Source organism: Thalassorhabdomicrobium marinisediminis (assembly GCF_003072065.1).
Taxonomy (GTDB): Bacteria; Pseudomonadota; Alphaproteobacteria; order Rhodobacterales; family Rhodobacteraceae; genus Octadecabacter; species Octadecabacter marinisediminis.
The window spans coordinates 130176-147118 of record NZ_QCYG01000004.1; the positions used below are offsets into that span (position 1 = coordinate 130176).

Annotated in this window: 12 protein-coding genes; 10 read left to right on the forward strand and 2 right to left on the reverse strand. The window is 64.6% G+C overall.

From position 1 onward, the window contains the following. The first annotated feature begins 87 nt into the window (after positions 1–87). Positions 88–1191, forward strand: coding sequence for a GTP cyclohydrolase FolE2 (gene folE2 / locus DC363_RS07115; RefSeq protein WP_108640440.1), 1104 nt, complete (start codon positions 88–90; stop codon positions 1189–1191). A 21-nt stretch (positions 1192–1212) separates the two neighbouring features. Here the strand turns inward: folE2 and DC363_RS07120 are convergent, their stop codons facing one another. Further along, a complete protein-coding gene (locus DC363_RS07120; protein ID WP_108640441.1) occupies positions 1213–2454 on the reverse strand; it encodes a sensor histidine kinase in 1242 nt (413 codons plus the stop codon). Positions 2455–2662: 208 nt separating this feature from the next. On the opposite strand from DC363_RS07120, the gene DC363_RS07125 reads away from it, so the two are divergent. Together DC363_RS07125 and DC363_RS07130 are read left to right on the forward strand one after the other, a co-directional pair. Then, positions 2663–4114, forward strand: a complete 1452-nt coding sequence (locus DC363_RS07125; protein WP_108640646.1) for a TrkH family potassium uptake protein — start codon at positions 2663–2665, stop codon at positions 4112–4114. 1 nt (position 4115) lies between these two features. Beyond that, positions 4116–5723: a thiamine pyrophosphate-binding protein gene (locus tag DC363_RS07130; RefSeq protein ID WP_108640442.1), complete on the forward strand. Its 1608-nt coding sequence runs from the start codon at positions 4116–4118 to the stop codon at positions 5721–5723. 63 nt (positions 5724–5786) lie between these two features. Here the strand turns inward: DC363_RS07130 and DC363_RS07135 are convergent, their stop codons facing one another. Beyond that, the gene (locus DC363_RS07135) at positions 5787–7544 is read right to left on the reverse strand and encodes a trypsin-like peptidase domain-containing protein (RefSeq protein ID WP_108640443.1); all 1758 of its coding nucleotides are present in this window, start codon (positions 7542–7544) and stop codon (positions 5787–5789) included. Positions 7545–7754: 210 nt separating this feature from the next. Here DC363_RS07135 and DC363_RS07140 point away from each other — a divergent pair, with 210 nt between their 5' ends. The 7 genes from DC363_RS07140 (at position 7755) to folP (ending at position 16930) form a co-directional block, all read left to right on the forward strand. After that, positions 7755–8672: a glycine--tRNA ligase subunit alpha gene (locus tag DC363_RS07140; protein WP_108640444.1), complete on the forward strand. Its 918-nt coding sequence runs from the start codon at positions 7755–7757 to the stop codon at positions 8670–8672. After that, on the forward strand, positions 8669–9217 hold the full coding sequence (locus tag DC363_RS07145) for a DUF6446 family protein (protein WP_108640445.1): 549 nt from the start codon (positions 8669–8671) through the stop codon (positions 9215–9217). Before DC363_RS07140 ends, DC363_RS07145 begins: the two co-directional genes overlap by 4 nt. Continuing rightward, positions 9217–11442 (forward strand): glycine--tRNA ligase subunit beta, encoded by a 2226-nt coding sequence (gene glyS / locus DC363_RS07150; RefSeq protein ID WP_108640446.1) that lies wholly within the window; start codon positions 9217–9219, stop codon positions 11440–11442. Before DC363_RS07145 ends, glyS begins: the two co-directional genes overlap by 1 nt. A 69-nt stretch (positions 11443–11511) precedes the next feature. Beyond that, positions 11512–14061: a putative PEP-binding protein gene (locus tag DC363_RS07155; protein WP_422396405.1), complete on the forward strand. Its 2550-nt coding sequence runs from the start codon at positions 11512–11514 to the stop codon at positions 14059–14061. A 198-nt stretch (positions 14062–14259) separates the two neighbouring features. Beyond that, complete coding sequence (locus DC363_RS07160) at positions 14260–14913, forward strand: cell wall hydrolase (protein ID WP_108640448.1); 654 nt, start codon at positions 14260–14262, stop codon at positions 14911–14913. Between the two features lie 119 nt (positions 14914–15032). After that, positions 15033–15938: a dihydroneopterin aldolase gene (locus DC363_RS07165; protein WP_108640449.1), complete on the forward strand. Its 906-nt coding sequence runs from the start codon at positions 15033–15035 to the stop codon at positions 15936–15938. Then, positions 15935–16930 carry a dihydropteroate synthase gene (folP, locus tag DC363_RS07170; RefSeq protein ID WP_108640450.1) on the forward strand — a complete coding sequence of 332 codons (996 nt, stop codon included), beginning with the start codon at positions 15935–15937 and terminating at the stop codon, positions 16928–16930. Before DC363_RS07165 ends, folP begins: the two co-directional genes overlap by 4 nt. The last annotated feature ends 13 nt before the right edge of the window (positions 16931–16943 follow it).

A 16943-nucleotide genomic window follows, 5' to 3' on the forward strand; every position in this document is an offset into this window, starting at 1 on the left:
CGCGGTCCTTTGCCCGGTCCGGCCATGGCAAAAGGGGACAAAGCCCCTTATGTTTACAGTCTGCGGGCATGGTCCGAAGGACGAAAGATGAATATTCAGTCGAACACCCTTGATGACACCCTGACCAAGGACGAAGCGGCCGAGGCTTTGGCCGTTCTGCGGCGCTGGGCGGCGCAAGCGAGCCCGGAGGAGGTGGCGGAACTTGATCCGCTCGTGTCCCGTTTCCTGCCGGGGCAGGAGGTGAGCAATTACCCCGCGCTGGCCCGCGCCTATCCCGAAGAGTTCGAGGCCGATGAGGTTTACCGCGCTACCATGCCCGACCTGCAGAACGGCCCCAGCAGCCTGATCCGCGGGGCCAAGCGGGCGATCCAGCACGTGGGCATCAGCAATTTCCGCCTGCCGATCCGGTTCCACCGCCGCGACGGGGATGATCTCACGCTTGAGACCAGCGTCACTGGCACGGTCAGCCTTGAGGCAGAGAAGAAGGGCATCAATATGTCCCGCATCATGCGGACCTTCTACAAGCACGCGGAAAAGACCTTCTCGTTCGAGGTGATCGACGCCGCCCTCGACGCCTACAAGACCGATCTGGAGAGTTTCGACGCGCGCATCATGATGCGGTTTTCCTTTCCGATGCGGGTCAATTCCCTGCGCTCGGGGCTGACGGGCTATCAATATTATGACATCGCGCTTGAGCTCATCGAAAGCGCAGGGGCGCGCAAGAAGATCATCCACCTCGACTATGTCTATTCCTCGACCTGCCCGTGTTCGCTGGAACTCAGCGAACATGCACGCCAGCATCGCGGGCAGCTTGCGACACCCCATTCGCAACGCTCGGTCGCGCGGGTGTCGGTGGAACTCGACAGCGACCAGGGGGTGCTCTGGTTCGAGGATTTGATCGACCTGTGCCGCCGCGCGGTGCCGACCGAGACGCAGGTGATGGTCAAGCGCGAGGATGAACAGGCTTTTGCCGAACTCAACGCCGCACATCCGATCTTTGTCGAGGATGCCGCACGGCTGTTCGCGCAGAACCTCAACGACGATCCGCGCATCCGCGATTATCGCGTGGTCGCCAGCCATCAGGAAAGCCTGCACAGTCATGACGCGGTGTCAGTGCTAACCGAAGGGAGGACCTTTGCGGAGGAATCCCTTGATCCGCGCCTGTTCCAGTCGCTGTTCCACGTGGGCTAGGCACGCGCGGGGGCAGAGGGCCTAGGTGACCTCAAGCCCCAAGGGCAGTTTGAACGCGAAGGTCGTCTTGGCGTCCTTGGTTTCGACTTCGATCCGGCCGTTGTGCGCGGTGGCGATGGTCGAGGCGATGTAGAGGCCAAGGCCCAGCCCTTCATCCGACGCGCTCGCGCCCCGCTGGAACGGCTGGAACAGGGATTGTTGCACCGTCTCCGGCACGGCCTGCCCTTCATTCGTGATGGCGATCGACACTTCGCGTTCGTCGCTGGTGCCACGCACGTCAATCGGGGTGTCTGGGGTGCCGTGCCGCACCGCGTTCGAGACGAGATTGGCCACCGCTTGCGCGATACGCGGGGCATCGCAGGACACCGCATGCCGGATGTCGATATCAAGATTGATCTCGCGCTCGGGCGAGGCCATGCGCACCTCTTCCACGACGTGTTCGATGGCCTCGGCAAGGGGGGCATCGGGGATGGCGGTGATCTGGATGCCGCCGCCCATCCGCGCCTTGGCATGCAGCAGGATATTCTCGATCAGATCGTTCATGCGGTATAGCGAGGATTGCATCATCGGCACGATCTGTTGCGCCTTGGGCGGCAGGTCCAGCTTGGCCAACTGGCGCAGGCCCGAGCCGAAGGCCGCCACGGGGTTGCGCAGGTCGTGGCCCAGAACGGCGACGAATTCTTCCTGCACGCGCGAGAGCTTGCGCTCTTCCTCGACCTTGCGGGTCTGCGCCTCAAGCCGCTCCTCGGTCTCGAGGCTCTGGCCGATGACATCGGCGAACATCTTCAGCATCGCCACGACCTTGGGGTTCTTGACGTTGCGCGGTTCCGTGTCGATCACACAAAGGGTGCCGAAGAAGCTTTTGTCGGTGCGATAGATCGGGATCGACGCATAGCTGACGATGCCGAACTTCGCGGCGATGGGGTGGTTTTGATAGACCTCATCGGTGTTCACATCGTTGAAAATCACCATCTCGGCGGTGTCGCGCACGCTGCGGCAGAAGGTGGAGTTGATCTCGATCTCGTCGCCTTCGAGCATGCCGAAATTGATCTCGTCCACGGTGCGGCAGGCCACCCAGCGGTCACCGGTCACGCGGGCGACGGCAGCAAACCGCATGTTCGAGGCGAGCATCGCCGTCTCTAGGATCGTGCCCACCAGCTCGCTTGTGGCAAGCATGGAAATATCACCCTGAAAATCATGCCCGCCGGCTAGGAAATCGGCATGGGTCTGCAAGGCGGTGTCGAGATCGGCCCTTTGCGACATCTCAAGCCCTCATTCTACAATCCGGCGAACCTATCAGGCCGCCGTCTGCCGACAACACCGGCCGCGCGTTTTTACGCTGTCACGCGGTGTCATCGGCAAAGATGCAACTGTATTGGCGGGTTTTGGCGCGCGCGGACCGGGCTTCGGCGAAGTCCCGCTTATGCGAACCTCGCTTGACACTTTCTGTGCGCCGCGCCAACCCTGCGACATGTTTGACATCCGCCCCGTAGGATATGTGATCGGCCTTCTGGTCGCGGCCCTCGGGGTCACCATGTTCGCGCCCTTGCTCGCGGATTACATGGCCGGAAACGGGCATTGGCCGGTGTTTCTGGAAAGCGCCGTCATCACCGTCATGTTCGGCGGGCTGATCGCGCTGGCCTGCCAGAACGGCGTCTCCGAAGGACTCACAATCCGGCAGACCTTCCTTTTGACCACGCTGGTCTGGATGGCGCTGCCGCTGTTCGGCTCGTTGCCATTCGTCCTTGGGCATGCGGAGCTGTCGTTCACCGACGGTTTTTTCGAGGCGATGTCGGGGCTGACCACCACCGGCTCAACGGTGATCAACGGGATCGAGGCGCTGCCCGAGGGGCTGAAGCTCTGGCGGGGTGTGTTGCAGTGGCTGGGCGGCATCGGGATCATCGTTGTTGCCATGGTGTTCCTGCCCGAATTGCGAGTCGGCGGGATGCAGATTTTCCGCAGCGAAAGCTTCGATACCATGGGCAAGATCCTGCCCCGCGCGACCGAGATTTCCAGCCGGATTTCCGTGGTTTACGTAGGCCTGACGTTGGCCTGCGCGATGACCTATTCCGCACTGGGGATGAGCGCGTTTGACGCCATCACCCACGCCATGACCACCATCGCCACGGGGGGCTTTGCCAATTACGACAGCTCGTTCGGGCAATTCGCGCCGGGGGTGGAATATGCCTCGGTGGTGTTCATGATGCTCGCCGCGCTGCCCTTCGTGCGCTATGTGCAGCTGATCTCGGGCAGTGGCGCCGGACCGATCCTGACCGACAGCCAGATCCGCACTTTCTTTATCGTGGCCTTCGCGCTGGTGCTGATCCTTGCCACCTGGCAATGGTCCCTGTCCGCCCGCATGACCGAAATGGCGTTCCGGCAATCCCTGTTCAACGTGGTCTCGATCATGACCGGCACGGGCTATGCCAGCGCAGACTACATGCAGTGGGGGCCCTTCGCCGTCACCATGTTCTTCTTCATCGGCCTGATCGGCGGCTGCGCGGGATCGACCGCCTGCAGCGTCAAGATCTTCCGCTATCAGTTGCTGTTCGCCTCGATCAAGGCGCAGGTGCGCCGCATCCACAGCCCGCACGGGGTCTTCGTGCCGCGCTATCAGGGCCGTCCCGTGGGCGAGGACGTGCTGAGCTCGGTCATGGCGTTCTTCGTGGCCTTCATGATGGCCATCGGCGTGATCGGCGTCCTGCTGGCCCTGACGGGGCTGGATTTCATCACCTCGATCTCGGGCGCGGCCACGGCGCTGGCCAATGTTGGCCCCGGTCTGGGCAACAAGATCGGCCCGGCGGGCAACTTTGCAAGCCTCAACGACACCGCGAAATGGATCCTTGCCTTCGCGATGCTGGTCGGTCGGCTTGAAATCATGGCCGTATTCACTCTTCTCAGCTGGCACTTCTGGAGGTCCTGACATGACAACAAACCCGCAAACCCGCCCCTTGGGCGCGCAGATTTCCCATATGCTCAAGGCGCGTGGGGTGGACGTGATTTTCGGGATTCCCGGCGTCCACAATCAGGAAATGTATCGCGGCATCGAAGAAGCGGGGATCACCCATGTGCTGGCGCGCCACGAACAGGGTGCGGGCTTCATGGCCGATGGCTATGCCCGTGCGACCGGCGGCTTCGGCGTGTGCTACCTGATCACCGGGCCGGGGCTGCTCAACGCGCTCACGCCTTTGGGGCAGGCCTATTCCGACGATGTCTCGGTGCTGGCGTTGTGTTCGTGTCTTGACAACACGGTGCATCGGAAGGGCCAGTTGCACCAGATGAAGGATCAGGAAGCGGCGGCGGCGGCGGTCTGCGACTGGTCCGAGACGGCGCAGGACGCGCGCACCGCCTACGGGCTGGTGGACCGCGCGCTTGAGGATTTCGCAGGCGGCGATGCCCGGCCAAAGGCGATCCACGTGCCCATCGACGTGCTCTGCGCCCCTGCCGATCCCGCCGGAGAGGGGGGCGCGGGGCGCAGCCGCTGTCTGCCGGACCCGCAGGCCGTGGCCGAGGTGCGCGACCGCTTGCAGCAGGCCAAGCGCCCGCTTTTCGTGTTCGGCGGCGGGGCCACGGGGGTCGCTTCGGGCGATCTGGTCGCGCGTCTGCTCGAGGTCGTGAACCCGGCGACCTTCTGCACCTTCGCCGGTCGCGGCATCGTGCCGCCGGATGCGCCGTTGCACTTCGGCCCCTTCCTCACGCGGCCGGATTCGGCGCGCGTTGCCGGAGAGGCGGACGTGGTGGTGGCCATTGGAACCCAATTGGCCGAGGTCGACATCTGGCGCGAGCGCTTGGGCCACAAGGACGGCGCGCTGATCCGCGTCGATACCTCGGACGAGTCATTAGGCACGCCGGTCGGCGCGTCACTCAACATCAAGTCCGACGCCCGCGCCTTTGTCGAAGCCCTGCTTGACGAGTGGGAGCGTGATACCCCCGCCGTTGACTGGACCCCGCAAGAGGTCGCGACAACGCGCGCGCGCTGGCGGGCGGAAGTGGACGCCGAGTTCCCCAAGGTTCTGCCCGTCGCGGACGCTTTGCGCGCGGCCTTGCCCGAGGATGCGATGATCTACTCGGACATGACGCAATTCGCCTATGCCGCGAAAGAGGTCTGGGACATGGAGCGGCCGGGCCATTGGCACCACCCGTCGGGCTTCGGCACGCTGGGCTATGCGCTGCCCGCGTCGATTGGCGGGGCTGTGGCGCGTCCGGGCAGGCCCACGGTCTGCATCCACGGCGATTACGGCATCCAATACACGATTGCCGAACTCGCCACCGCCGTCGAACTGGGGCTGCCGCTGGCAATTATCATCTGGGACAACGGCAAGCTGGGCGCGATCGAGGACAGCATGACCGCCGCCCAGATCGCCCCCAATTCGGTGATCCAGCGAAACCCGGATTTCATGGCGTTGGCGAAAGCCTATGGCGCGGAAGCGGTAGAGCCTGCGTCGCTGGACGAGATTGCACCGGCCCTGCAGGCGGCCTTCGCGGCCTCGGTGCCGACGATTATCCGGCTGACGCCCGCATTGGTCGGCTGACCAACAAAAAAGGGATCACCCGCATGGCGGACGATCCCGTTTTTGTAACGCCTTCGTTCGGCGTCAGTCTTCCCAGCAGCTCACCAACACGGCCATGTCTGCGGCCAGCAGGGTCAGCGTCTCGGGCGGCATATAGGCCAGCGTGTCGGTGGTCCGCACGTCCAGCCCCGCGCCCCGGACCGAGCCGATGATCTCATCCGCGTCGACCGAGAAGGCCACATCGGCGGGCAGAACCTGACCGTTCTGCTGACTGCGGGGCTTGAGCATCCCCAGAACCGCGCCGCCCCCGTCGAAGACCGGCCCGCCGGTGTCGCCGTCCTGCGTCGTGATCGACAACCGTTTGACGCCTTCTTCCCCGTTCAGCCCGCGGATGTCCGCGAGCGTGCCGAAGGTCAGCGCTGGGGTCGTCAGCACCCCGCCGTAGGGGAAGCCCGCGACCGCCACATCCGCGTTCAGGCGCGGCACCGAGGTCTGGAACTCGGCCACGGCGGGCGGGGCAAGGGGGCGTTCGGGGCGCAGCACCGCGATACCCAAAGCCTCGTCCACGTGGGCGGGGCTGGCACCGTGTTCCATGTCGAGCGTGATCGACCCGCAGCCTGCGATGGCCTCAGCCGAGGTGAGCACCTCACCGCCGGAGCTGATGTAAAAGCCCGAGCGGTCCCGCAGGGGTTTGCGCACCTCAAGGCCTGAAATCAGATCGACGGATTGATCCTCGTCCGGCTGGGCGGTGGCGGGGTCAAGCACCCCGTCAATGGGCCGGAAGCTTGCCTGCATCTCGTTCAGGACACGGCGGCGGCGCTCGTCGTCTCCGGCGGGCCAGATCAGCATGAAACCCTTGATCTCGCCCCCGTCCAGCACCACCGAGGTATAGGAGTGGATGCGGTCGTTCACGCCTTCGATGGTGAAGCCCCGATTGGAGCGGTTGCGCTCACCCTCGGGCGGGACGACGGCCAGAGTCTGCAGGATTTCGTAAAGCCCGAACATCCGTGTCTGGTCGCCCGGCTGGCTGATCAGCAAAACCTGCGCGTCCAGCTCTCCGCTGGCGTCGTAGCGGGCGAAGGGTGGCTCGTATTCGGTGAACTCGACCACGCCAAGGGGCATCTGGATCTCGATCCCCGCCGCGTCGTCGCGCACCAGTTGCAGGTCCATCCCCTCAAGCACCGCGTTGTAGGCGGCGAACAGCTCCGCCCGCTGACCGGTGGTCAGAACGCCGGTGGCGTCGTGGTTGTTCGCCTCTTGCCAGGCGGTCATGGAGCGGCGCGTGCCGCCGCCGAACAGCCCGTCAATCGCGCCGTCATAGAACCCCGCCCATTGCAGCGCGACCTGCAGGGCGCGTTTTTCGTCCCGGTCCAAAGCGCGTTCGCTGGCGCGGGCCTGACTCAGGGTCTCATCAGGGATCTCGGTCGGATCCGGCGCGGCGACCGGTGCTTCGGGCGCGTCGTCAGCCTCCTGTTGCCCCGCATCCGTGTCGTCCGGCACGTCCGGCGTTGAGAGCGACGCGCCCACAGGCCAGAACTGCGTGCGGAACTGGCTGCCGTCGACCACATAGCTGTCGCGCGGAATCGCGCCCGAGGCCCGCAGGCCCCGCAACAGGCGCGCGGCTTCGTTGCCGTCATATGGCCCCAGAACAATCGCATACCAGCCCCCGGGGATCGAGAATCCGGCAACGTATTCGACCCCGCGCGCAGAGTAGCCTCGCGCGGCATTCTGCGCGCCCGTCAACGTGCGCTGGGCTTCGACCTGAATATAGGCGGGTTGCTGGGCGGTGGCCGGCAGGGCGGCAGACAGGCAGAGCGCCAGTGCGGTGAGTAAGCGAAACATGTGCGTAAGATCGTCCCTGAAAAAGTAATGCCGTGATACGGTAAGCTGCGGCTTCGGTGCAATTTATCAAGTTGTTGCATGAGCGCACGTGCAAAACCGCCCGCAGCGCCGCGAATCCGGGGCATGTTGTCCTATATCACACGGATTTGCGCTCATTGACGCTGCTGGCGCAGCGACCTATTGAAGCGCGAGCATGCCAAGAGGGGTCCCATGACCGATACGCCGCGCAGTTTTCAAGAGATTATCCTGAGGCTCCAGACCTATTGGGCCGCGAAAGGATGCGCCATTCTTCAGCCCTACGACATGGAGGTCGGCGCCGGCACCTTCCATCCCGCGACGACCCTGCGTTCGCTGGGCGCGCTGCCCTGGGCTGCGGCCTATGTGCAGCCCTCGCGCCGCCCCACCGACGGGCGCTATGGCGAGAACCCGAACCGTTTGCAGCATTATTACCAGTATCAAGTGCTGATCAAACCCAGCCCGCCAGATCTGCAGGACCTCTACCTCGGCTCGCTCGAAGCGATCGGCATCAACATGGAGATGCACGACATCCGCTTCGTCGAGGATGACTGGGAAAGCCCCACGCTTGGCGCCTGGGGGCTGGGGTGGGAAGTCTGGTGCGACGGCATGGAAGTCAGCCAGTTCACCTATTTCCAGCAGGTCGGCGGGCACGATTGCCATCCGGTCTCCGGTGAGCTGACCTACGGGTTGGAGCGTCTGGCGATGTATGTGCTGGGTGTGGATCATGTTATGGACATGCCCTTCAACGACCCCGATGCGCCAATTCCTTTGACCTATGGCGATGTGTTCAAACAGGCCGAGCAAGAGCATTCGCGCTACAACTTCGATGTTGCCGACACCGATGCGCTGCTCAAGCATTTCGAGGACGCGGAGCGCGAATGCGCGGCGATCCTGAGCCACGACCAGATCGACCCCAAAACCGGGCACAAGATCGTCATGGCGTTGCCCGCCTATGATCAGGCGATCAAGGCCAGCCATCTGTTCAACCTGCTCGACGCGCGCGGCGTGATCTCCGTGACCGAGCGGCAGGCCTATATCGGGCGGGTGCGCGCGCTCACCAAGCTGTGCGCGGATGCCTTCGTGCAGACCGCCGCCGGGGGGGCGAAATGAATGCCACCCGGCTTGCCATCGTCGCCATCGTGGGCTCGGCCGTGATCGCCGCCGTCTTGATGTATTACCAGCTGGTCTATGCAGGCTATGCCGAACTTACACAGACCGAGGTTGGAGAAATCCAACTTGTGAGCCTCGTTTCCGGCGAGCCCGAGCCTGTTTTGGCAGAAAATGTAAAGGCCATCGACACGGTGGAAGAGGGGGTGCGCCTGTCCGGTGCGATTTCTTTCCGGGCCTGTTTCGACATGGTCAACTCGCAGGCCATGCTGACGGAAACCTATGTCGTGGCCGAGAACGCGGTGCCGCTGACCGCGCCGCGCTGGTTTGATTGTTTCGACGCGCAAGAGGTGGGCGCGGCGCTGGAAACCGGTGAGGCGATCGCCTTTCTGGGCCAGAAGAACATCAGCTACGGCGTGGACCGCGTGGTGGCCGTGATGCCCGACGGACGCGGCTTCGCCTGGCACCAACTGAACCCCTGCGGTGAGGCTGTCTTTGCCGGAGACGACGCCCCCGAAGGCTGCCCAGACTTGACCGAGGATATTTGATGCCCGACCTGTTGATTGAACTCTTCTCTGAAGAAATCCCCGCACGGATGCAGGCGAAAGCCGCCGCGGACCTCAAACGTATGGTCACCGACGGGCTGGTTGAAGCGGGGCTGACCTATGCCGCCGCCGGTGCCTTTGCCACCCCGCGTCGGCTGGCGCTGTCGGTCGAAGGTCTGACCGCCGAAAGCCCCGATACACGCGAAGAGCGCAAGGGCCCAAAAGTCGGTGCCCCGGAAAAGGCCATCGAAGGCTTTTGCCGTGGTGCCGGGGTCGCTCGCGAAGCGCTTGAAGTCCGCGACACCGGCAAGGGTGAGGTTTATTTCGCCGTCATCGAACAACCCGGACGCCAGGCGGCCGAGATCATCGCCGAGGTCCTCGACCAGACGATCCGCAATTTCCCCTGGCCCAAGTCCATGCGCTGGGGCGCGGGCAGCCTGAAATGGGTGCGCCCGCTGCATTCGATCCTGTGCATCCTCTCGGATGAGGGCGGCGCGCAGATCGTGCCGTTCGAGATCGACGGGATCACGGCCTCGGACAGCACGCGCGGACACCGTTTCATGGCGCCGGATGCGTTTTCTGTCACGTCGTTCGAGGATTACGAAACGAAGCTCAAGCGCGCCAAGGTCGTGCTGCGCGCCGATGAGCGCGCCGATCTGATTTGCTCCGAGGCCTCAAATCAGGCCTTTGCCGCCGGGCTGGATCTGGTCGAGGATCCGGGCCTTCTGGCCGAGGTTGCGGGCCTCGTGGAATGGCCCGTCGTCCTCATGGGCACCATCGCGGAAGATTTCCTCGGCCTGCCGCCGGAAGTCCTTACCGCGTCGATGAAAGAACATCAGAAGTTCTTTTCCGTGCGCGACAAGACGGGGCAGGTGGTCCGGTTCGTCACCGTCGCCAACCGCGAGACGCGGGACGGCGGCCAAACGATCCTTGCGGGCAACCAGAAGGTGCTCTTCGCCCGCCTGTCGGATGCCAAATTCTTCTGGGAAAACGACCTGCGGATCGCGACAGAGGGCGGTCAGGCCTGGCTTGACGCGCTGGACAACGTGACCTTCCACAACAAGCTGGGCACCGTGGCCGAACTGGTCGACCGGATGGCGCGGCTTAGCCGTGAAGTTGCCCCCCTTGTGGGCGCTGACCCCGATCAGGCCGAACAGGCGGCGCGCTTTGCCAAGGCGGATCTGTCGTCGGAAATGGTCTATGAATTCCCCGATTTGCAGGGCCTCATGGGGCGCTACTACGCACAGGAAGCGGGGCTGCCGGACGCGGTGGCGCATGCCGCGCAAGAGCATTACGCCCCCCTTGGCCCGTCCGACACGGTGCCGACCGCGCCGGTCTCGGTCGCTGTGGCACTGGCGGAGAAGCTCGACAAGCTCACCGGGTTCTGGGCCATCGACGAAAAACCCACGGGCAGCAAGGACCCCTTCGCCCTGCGCCGCGCGGCGTTGGGGGTGATCCGGCTGGTGCTGGAGAACGATTTGCGGCTGCGGTTGGATCGGTTCATCGATGCGCAACTGGTCCGTCAGAAGGTCAAGGTCGAAGCCAGCCTGACCCACGATGAGGTGGCCGAACTTGTTGACATGATTGCCAAACATGGCGTTTTCGGCGCGGCCTACCGCACCATGAAGGACGCTTGGAGCAGTGCCGAAAAACCTCTGTCGAACGGCTTTGGCGCACTCGCGGCGACGGTGCCGGACAAATCGTCCGACCTCCTCTCCTTCCTGCACGATCGCCTGAAGGTTTACCTGCGCGATCAGGGCATCAGCCACGACGTGATCGACGCTTCGCTCGCCATGCCCGGCAACGACGATCTCCTGCTTCTCGTCAAACGCGCCCGCGCTTTGGCGGCCTTCTTGCAGACGGACGACGGCGAAAACCTCATTCAGGGGTTCAAGCGCGCGAACAACATCCTCACGCAGGCCGAAGAGAAAGACGGCGTCGAATATTCATTTGGCGCGGATGTGAAATTCGCCGACACGGACGAGGAACGGGCGCTCTTCGCAGCCCTGGATGCCGCCGAGCGCAACATCGCCGCCGCCATGGAGGCCGAGGATTTCGCCGCCGCGATGAGCGCCATGGCCGCCCTGCGCGCGCCCATCGACGCTTTCTTCGAGGCCGTGCAGATCAACACGGAAAGCGAGGTCCTGCGCCGCAATCGGTTGAACCTGTTGCACCGCATCCGCACGATCTGTCTTGCCGTAGCGGATTTGCGGAAACTTGAGGGTTAAGGCCGAATCACGGTTATCCTTGCTCTGTCGGCGCGGCGGACTATGCTGCGCGGCAGAAGGGATGCCGCAGTGCAGAAAATAATCACGTTGAAAGACCTGTGCCTTGTCACCAAGACCGCGCCCATGGCGTCGGACGTCCACGGCGGGCGGGCGAAATGTCTGCAACGGTTGATCCGGCTGGACATGCCCGTGCCAACGACCGTCGCGCTGTCCTTTGACGCGGTGCGCAGCATCGCGGCGGGGCAGGGCGTCGAGAGCAGCCAGATCCTGCGCTATTTTGGCCCCGGGCCGCTGTTGTCCGTGCGGCCCAGCAGTATGGACCCCGATTGGGGCGGGCCGGGGGCGATCCTCAACATCGGGATGAACGACGCCAAACATGCCGAACTGGTCGAGCTGATCGGCGAGGAGGCCGCGACGCTCACCTACATGACGCATATCCAGACCTTCGCCGTCGACATCGCTCGGCTGGACGCGGAAGAGTTTCACATCCCTGACCGTCCCGGCACCGATTCCCTTCGCGCCATGCTCGCGGCCTACGAATCGGAGATGGACGAGGAGTTTCCGCAGGACGTGGGCGCGCAACTGGCGAGCGTTCTGCGGTCCATGGCCCGCGCGTGGGAGGGGACCACCGCCCGGCTGTTGCGACAGGCCAAAGGCGCACCGGCGGATGCGGGACTGGGGCTGGTGGTGCAGGAAATGGCGCTGCCCATGGGGCCCGGCGTCTCCGGCTCTGGTGTGATGCAATTCATCGACAGCGCCACGGGCACGCGCAAGATCAATGGCCGCTTTGTCCCGCAGGTCAGCCACAGCGCCGGGCTGCGCGATCAGGCGGGCGCCCTGTATCTGACCCGCGATCCGCGCGGCCCCTCGCTAGAGGATCAGGCGCCGGAAGCCTTCCGGCAGCTTATCGCGTTCGGCGCTTTGGGACGGGACCGCTTGCGCGAGGAGATGGAGATTAAGTTCATCCTCGAAGACGGGCGGCTGGCGATTCTCGATGCGGTCCGGGCCCAGCGGTCCAGCCGTGCCGACGTGCGGGTGGCCGTCGATCTCGCGCTGTCGGGCGTGATCTCGCAGGATGAAGCGGTGATGCGGGTGAAGCCGACCGCGCTGTCGGAGCTGTTGCACCGGCAGATCGCAAGCGACGCCGAGCGGGATTTTCTGGCCAACGGGATCGCCGCCAGCCCCGGCGCGGCCTCGGGGCGTCTGGTTTTCACCGCAAGCGAAGCGCAGGCCAGCGCCGCCCGCAGCGAGCCCTGCATCCTGATCCGGCGCGAGACGACGCCGGAGGACATTCGCGGCATGCACGCCTCGGTCGCGGTGGTCACCCTGCGCGGCGGCATCACCAGCCACGCGGCGGTGATCGGTCGCGGCATGGGATTGCCCTGCATCGTGGGCGCGGCCGATATCGATATTGATGAGCGCAAGCGCCAGATCACCGTGCCCGACGGGCGCACCCTGAACGCGGGCGACATGATCACGGTGGACGGCACCAAGGGGCAGCTTCTGGCCGGAACGCCGAAGATGCACGAAGCTGCCCTTGATGACGCCTTCCAGACGCTTCTGGCTTGGGCCGACGAGGCCCGCGACATCGGGATCCGCGCCAATGCGGACACGCCCGCCGACGCCCAGACCGCGCGGAACTTTGCCGCGCAGGGGATCGGGCTGTGCCGGACCGAACACATGTTCTTCCATGGGGAACGTGTCGATCTTATGCGCGAAATGATCTTCGCCGAAACGCCCACCGGGCGCGCTTCGGTGTTGGAACGTCTGCTGCCGCTGCAACGGTCGGACTTCACCGAGTTGTTCCGCATCATGCAGGGCCAGCCGGTCTGCATCCGCCTGTTCGACCCGCCGCTACACGAATTTCTGCCGGCGGGCAAATCCGGCAAGCGCGAACTGGCCGAGCTTCTGGACGTGCCGCTGGCGCAGGTGATCAGCCGAGTCGAGGATCTGTCGGAATACAACCCCATGCTGGGCATGCGGGGCGTCCGCCTTGGCATAACGGTGCCGGAAATCTACGAGATGCAGGCCCGCGCGATATTTGAGGCTACGGTCGCCATCGGGGAAGAGGGCGACGCGGTCGTGCCCGAGATCATGATCCCCTTGGTGAGCGCCATGCGCGAGGTCGAGCTGGTGCAATCGCGTGTCGATGCCGTGGCCGCCGCTGTTCGCGCCGAGACCGGCGTCGATTTCACCTATCGGCTGGGCGTGATGGTCGAAACCCCGCGCGCGGCCCTGCGCGCCGAGGATATCGCCCAGCACGCGGCCTTCCTGTCGTTCGGAACCAATGACCTGACCCAGATGACCTATGGTCTTTCGCGGGACGACGCGGGCAAATTCATGTCCGACTACGTCAACCAGCGCGTCTATGAGGAAGATCCGTTTCACACACTCGACCTCGATGGCGTGGGGGAGTTGCTGAAACTGGGCGCGGAACGGGGCCGGCAGGGGCGCCCCGACGTCACGCTTTCGATCTGCGGCGAGCATGGCGGGCACACGAATGCCATCGCTTTTTGCCGCGCGCAGGGATTCGATTACGTCTCTTGCTCACCGTTCCGGGTGCCTGTGGCGCGTCTTGCGGCGGCTCAGCTTGCCCTGGCCGATAAAATCGGCAGATAATTGCCTGCAAAGGGCGCGTGAAAAGTCTGTTTGCGAACAGTGCGTTACAAGTTGACGTTGCGGTAATGCTGCAGGTGCAGCATGATTTGGCCCACCTGTCGGGCCGGAAACTGGACGGAATCACCTCAGTCGCTTAAACGGCAAGTCGCTTGCGTGGGGCAGGCAAACGACTGGTACGGATTGAGGAAGACTTCGACGATGGTAAAACAATTTTTCGCGGCTGCCGCTACGGCTGCCGGTTTCGTTCTTGCGACCTTGGCACCAGCACAGGCCGATACTGTTCTTCAGGCGCGTCTTGGCGCTCTCTTGGGTCAGGAACGCGCTGCAATCCAGGAAGTTCCCAACGTGCGCCTTGCAGCCCTCACGGCGGTTCCACCCGCCTCGGCCCGCAACCTGCAGACCGCGCCCGGCACGATCACTTATGACCGCGCCTTTCTGGCCGCCCAGCCTGTCGCCACCGGCGGCGAACAGTGGCAGTGTCTGGCCGAAGCGCTCTACTTCGAGGCGCGCGGCGAAAGCGTTGAGGGCATGTTCGCCGTGGGTGAGGTGATCCTCAACCGTGTCGACTCGGCCCGCTATCCCAGCTCGCTCTGTGGCGTGATCAATCAGGGCACCGGCCGCCGCTATGCCTGCCAGTTCACCTATACCTGTGATGGCAACGCCGAAGTCATCGCCGAGCCCGCCGCTTGGCGTCGCGTGGGCAAGGTCGCCCGCATGTTGATCGACGGCGCGCCGCGCACGCTGACCAACGGCGCGACCCACTATCACACCCGTGCGGTGAACCCCCGTTGGGCGCGCGTGTTCCCGCGCACGACGACCATCGGTTCGCACCACTTCTATCGTCAGGGTTAAGGCCCACACCTTTGCACCACATGATCGCGCCGCTTCTGCTGGACAGGGCGGCGTGTTCTTTCTTGTGGCGCATGCAGCGGCTGGCTATGCCTGCGGCAAATGACTTGCGGGGATATTGCATGAGCAGCGACACCAGACTGGCCTTCGCCCATCCATCCGAGCGCGCCGAAGCGACGGCACCGGAGCACTCCGGCGGGCTGCGCGACCGGATTTCCCTGCGCGACTATATCCGCGAGGTCGAGATCGGCGCCTTCCAGCAAGAGCGTGGCACCCTGCAACGGGTCCGCTTCAACGTGGTGGTCGAGGTCGCGGCCATGTCCGGTGCGATCGACGACGATGTGGACCGCATCCTGTCCTATGACCGCGTAACCGAGGCGATTGACGCGGAACTGGGCACCGATCGGATCAACCTTCTGGAAACCCTTGCCGCTCGCGTGGCCGACCGCATCCTGCTTGAGCCTCAGGCGTTGCGGGTCTTCGTGCGGATCGAGAAGATCGATCGCGGCCCCTATTCTCTGGGCGTCGAGATCGTGCGCGAGACTGGCGGCACGGACGAAGCTGCCACACCGGTCGAGGCGCCGCAGCCCCGTGTGGTTTTCCTGAGCGCCGACAGGGTGTTGCGCGGCGACCTTCACGCGATCATCGACGCCTGCGACGACGATGCCATGCAGCTGATCCTCTGCGTTGACGCCCCCGATCTGCCGCGCGCCAAAGCGCAGACGTCCGCCGCCCAGCGGCACATCGACCTGTTGGCCATCGAACAGAACGCCTGGGTCCTTGCCGCACGGGACAGCCGGTGCCACGTGGTCGGCACGCGCACGGAACTGGATTGGGCGATGAAGAACGGACAGATTTGCGTCTGGGCTCCGGCCAAATTGGTGCAGGACGCCTCCGACGCGCCGCAGGACGCCAGCGACGCGCTGGCCCTTGCCACGTGGTTCGCGGAGCAGATGCAGGCGGCAGAGCTCGTGACCGTGGGCTGCCGCGCGCCCGAAACCACGCTCTCTACGCGAGAGATCGCGTGACCTATTACCGCCCGATCCCCATGAGCGACCCGCACCGGCCAAAGGAGGCCCGAACGCTCGCGGGGGGATGGTGCTGGTTCACCCATGCCGAACGGATCGCGCGTGGACGGCAAGGCGAAGTGGTGCCTGTGGCCGACATCCCGGAGGACGTTCTGCAGCGTCTGACCGACCCCCGCGCCGCCATTGCCGGCCTGTCGATGACGCGGCCGCAGATCATGGGGATCCTCAACGTCACGCCCGACAGTTTCTCCGACGGGGGCCGGTTCGACGCGCCCGAAGCGGCCCTTGCGCAGGCGGGCCGGATGATCGACGCGGGGGCCGACATCCTCGACATCGGCGGCGAAAGCACGCGCCCGGGGGCGGAGACGGTCGACCCCGCGCAAGAGGTTGCGCGCACCGCCCCAGTCGTCGCAGCGATCCGGCAGCGCCATAAAGTGCCGATCTCCATCGACACCCGCAAGGCCGAGGTGGCCCACGCGGCGCTGGAGGCCGGGGCGACGCTGGTGAACGACGTGGCCGCGCTTACCTACGAGGGCGACATGGCGCAGACGGTCGCCTCATCCGGGGCACCGGTCTGTCTGATGCACGCACAGGGCGATCCGGCGACGATGCAGGACGCGCCGCACTACGAGGATGTGGTGCTGGACGTCTATGATTTCCTGTCCGACCGTGTGGCAGCCGCCGCAGCGGCGGGAATTCGCCGCGACCGGATCGTGGTGGATCCGGGGATCGGTTTCGGCAAGACCCTTGAGCACAATCTGACGCTGCTGAAAAACCTGTCGATTTTTCATGGGCTTGGCTGCCCTGTGCTGCTGGGTGCCTCGCGCAAGCGGTTCATCGGCACGCTGGGGAATGCACCGCAGGCCCACGACCGGACGTCCGGCTCGGTTGCCGTAGCGCTGCACGGGGTGCGCCACGGTGTTCAAATTCTGCGGGTCCATGATACATACGCCACCAGACAGGCGCTGAGCCTGCATCAGGCACTTAACTAGGAACGGGACGGGC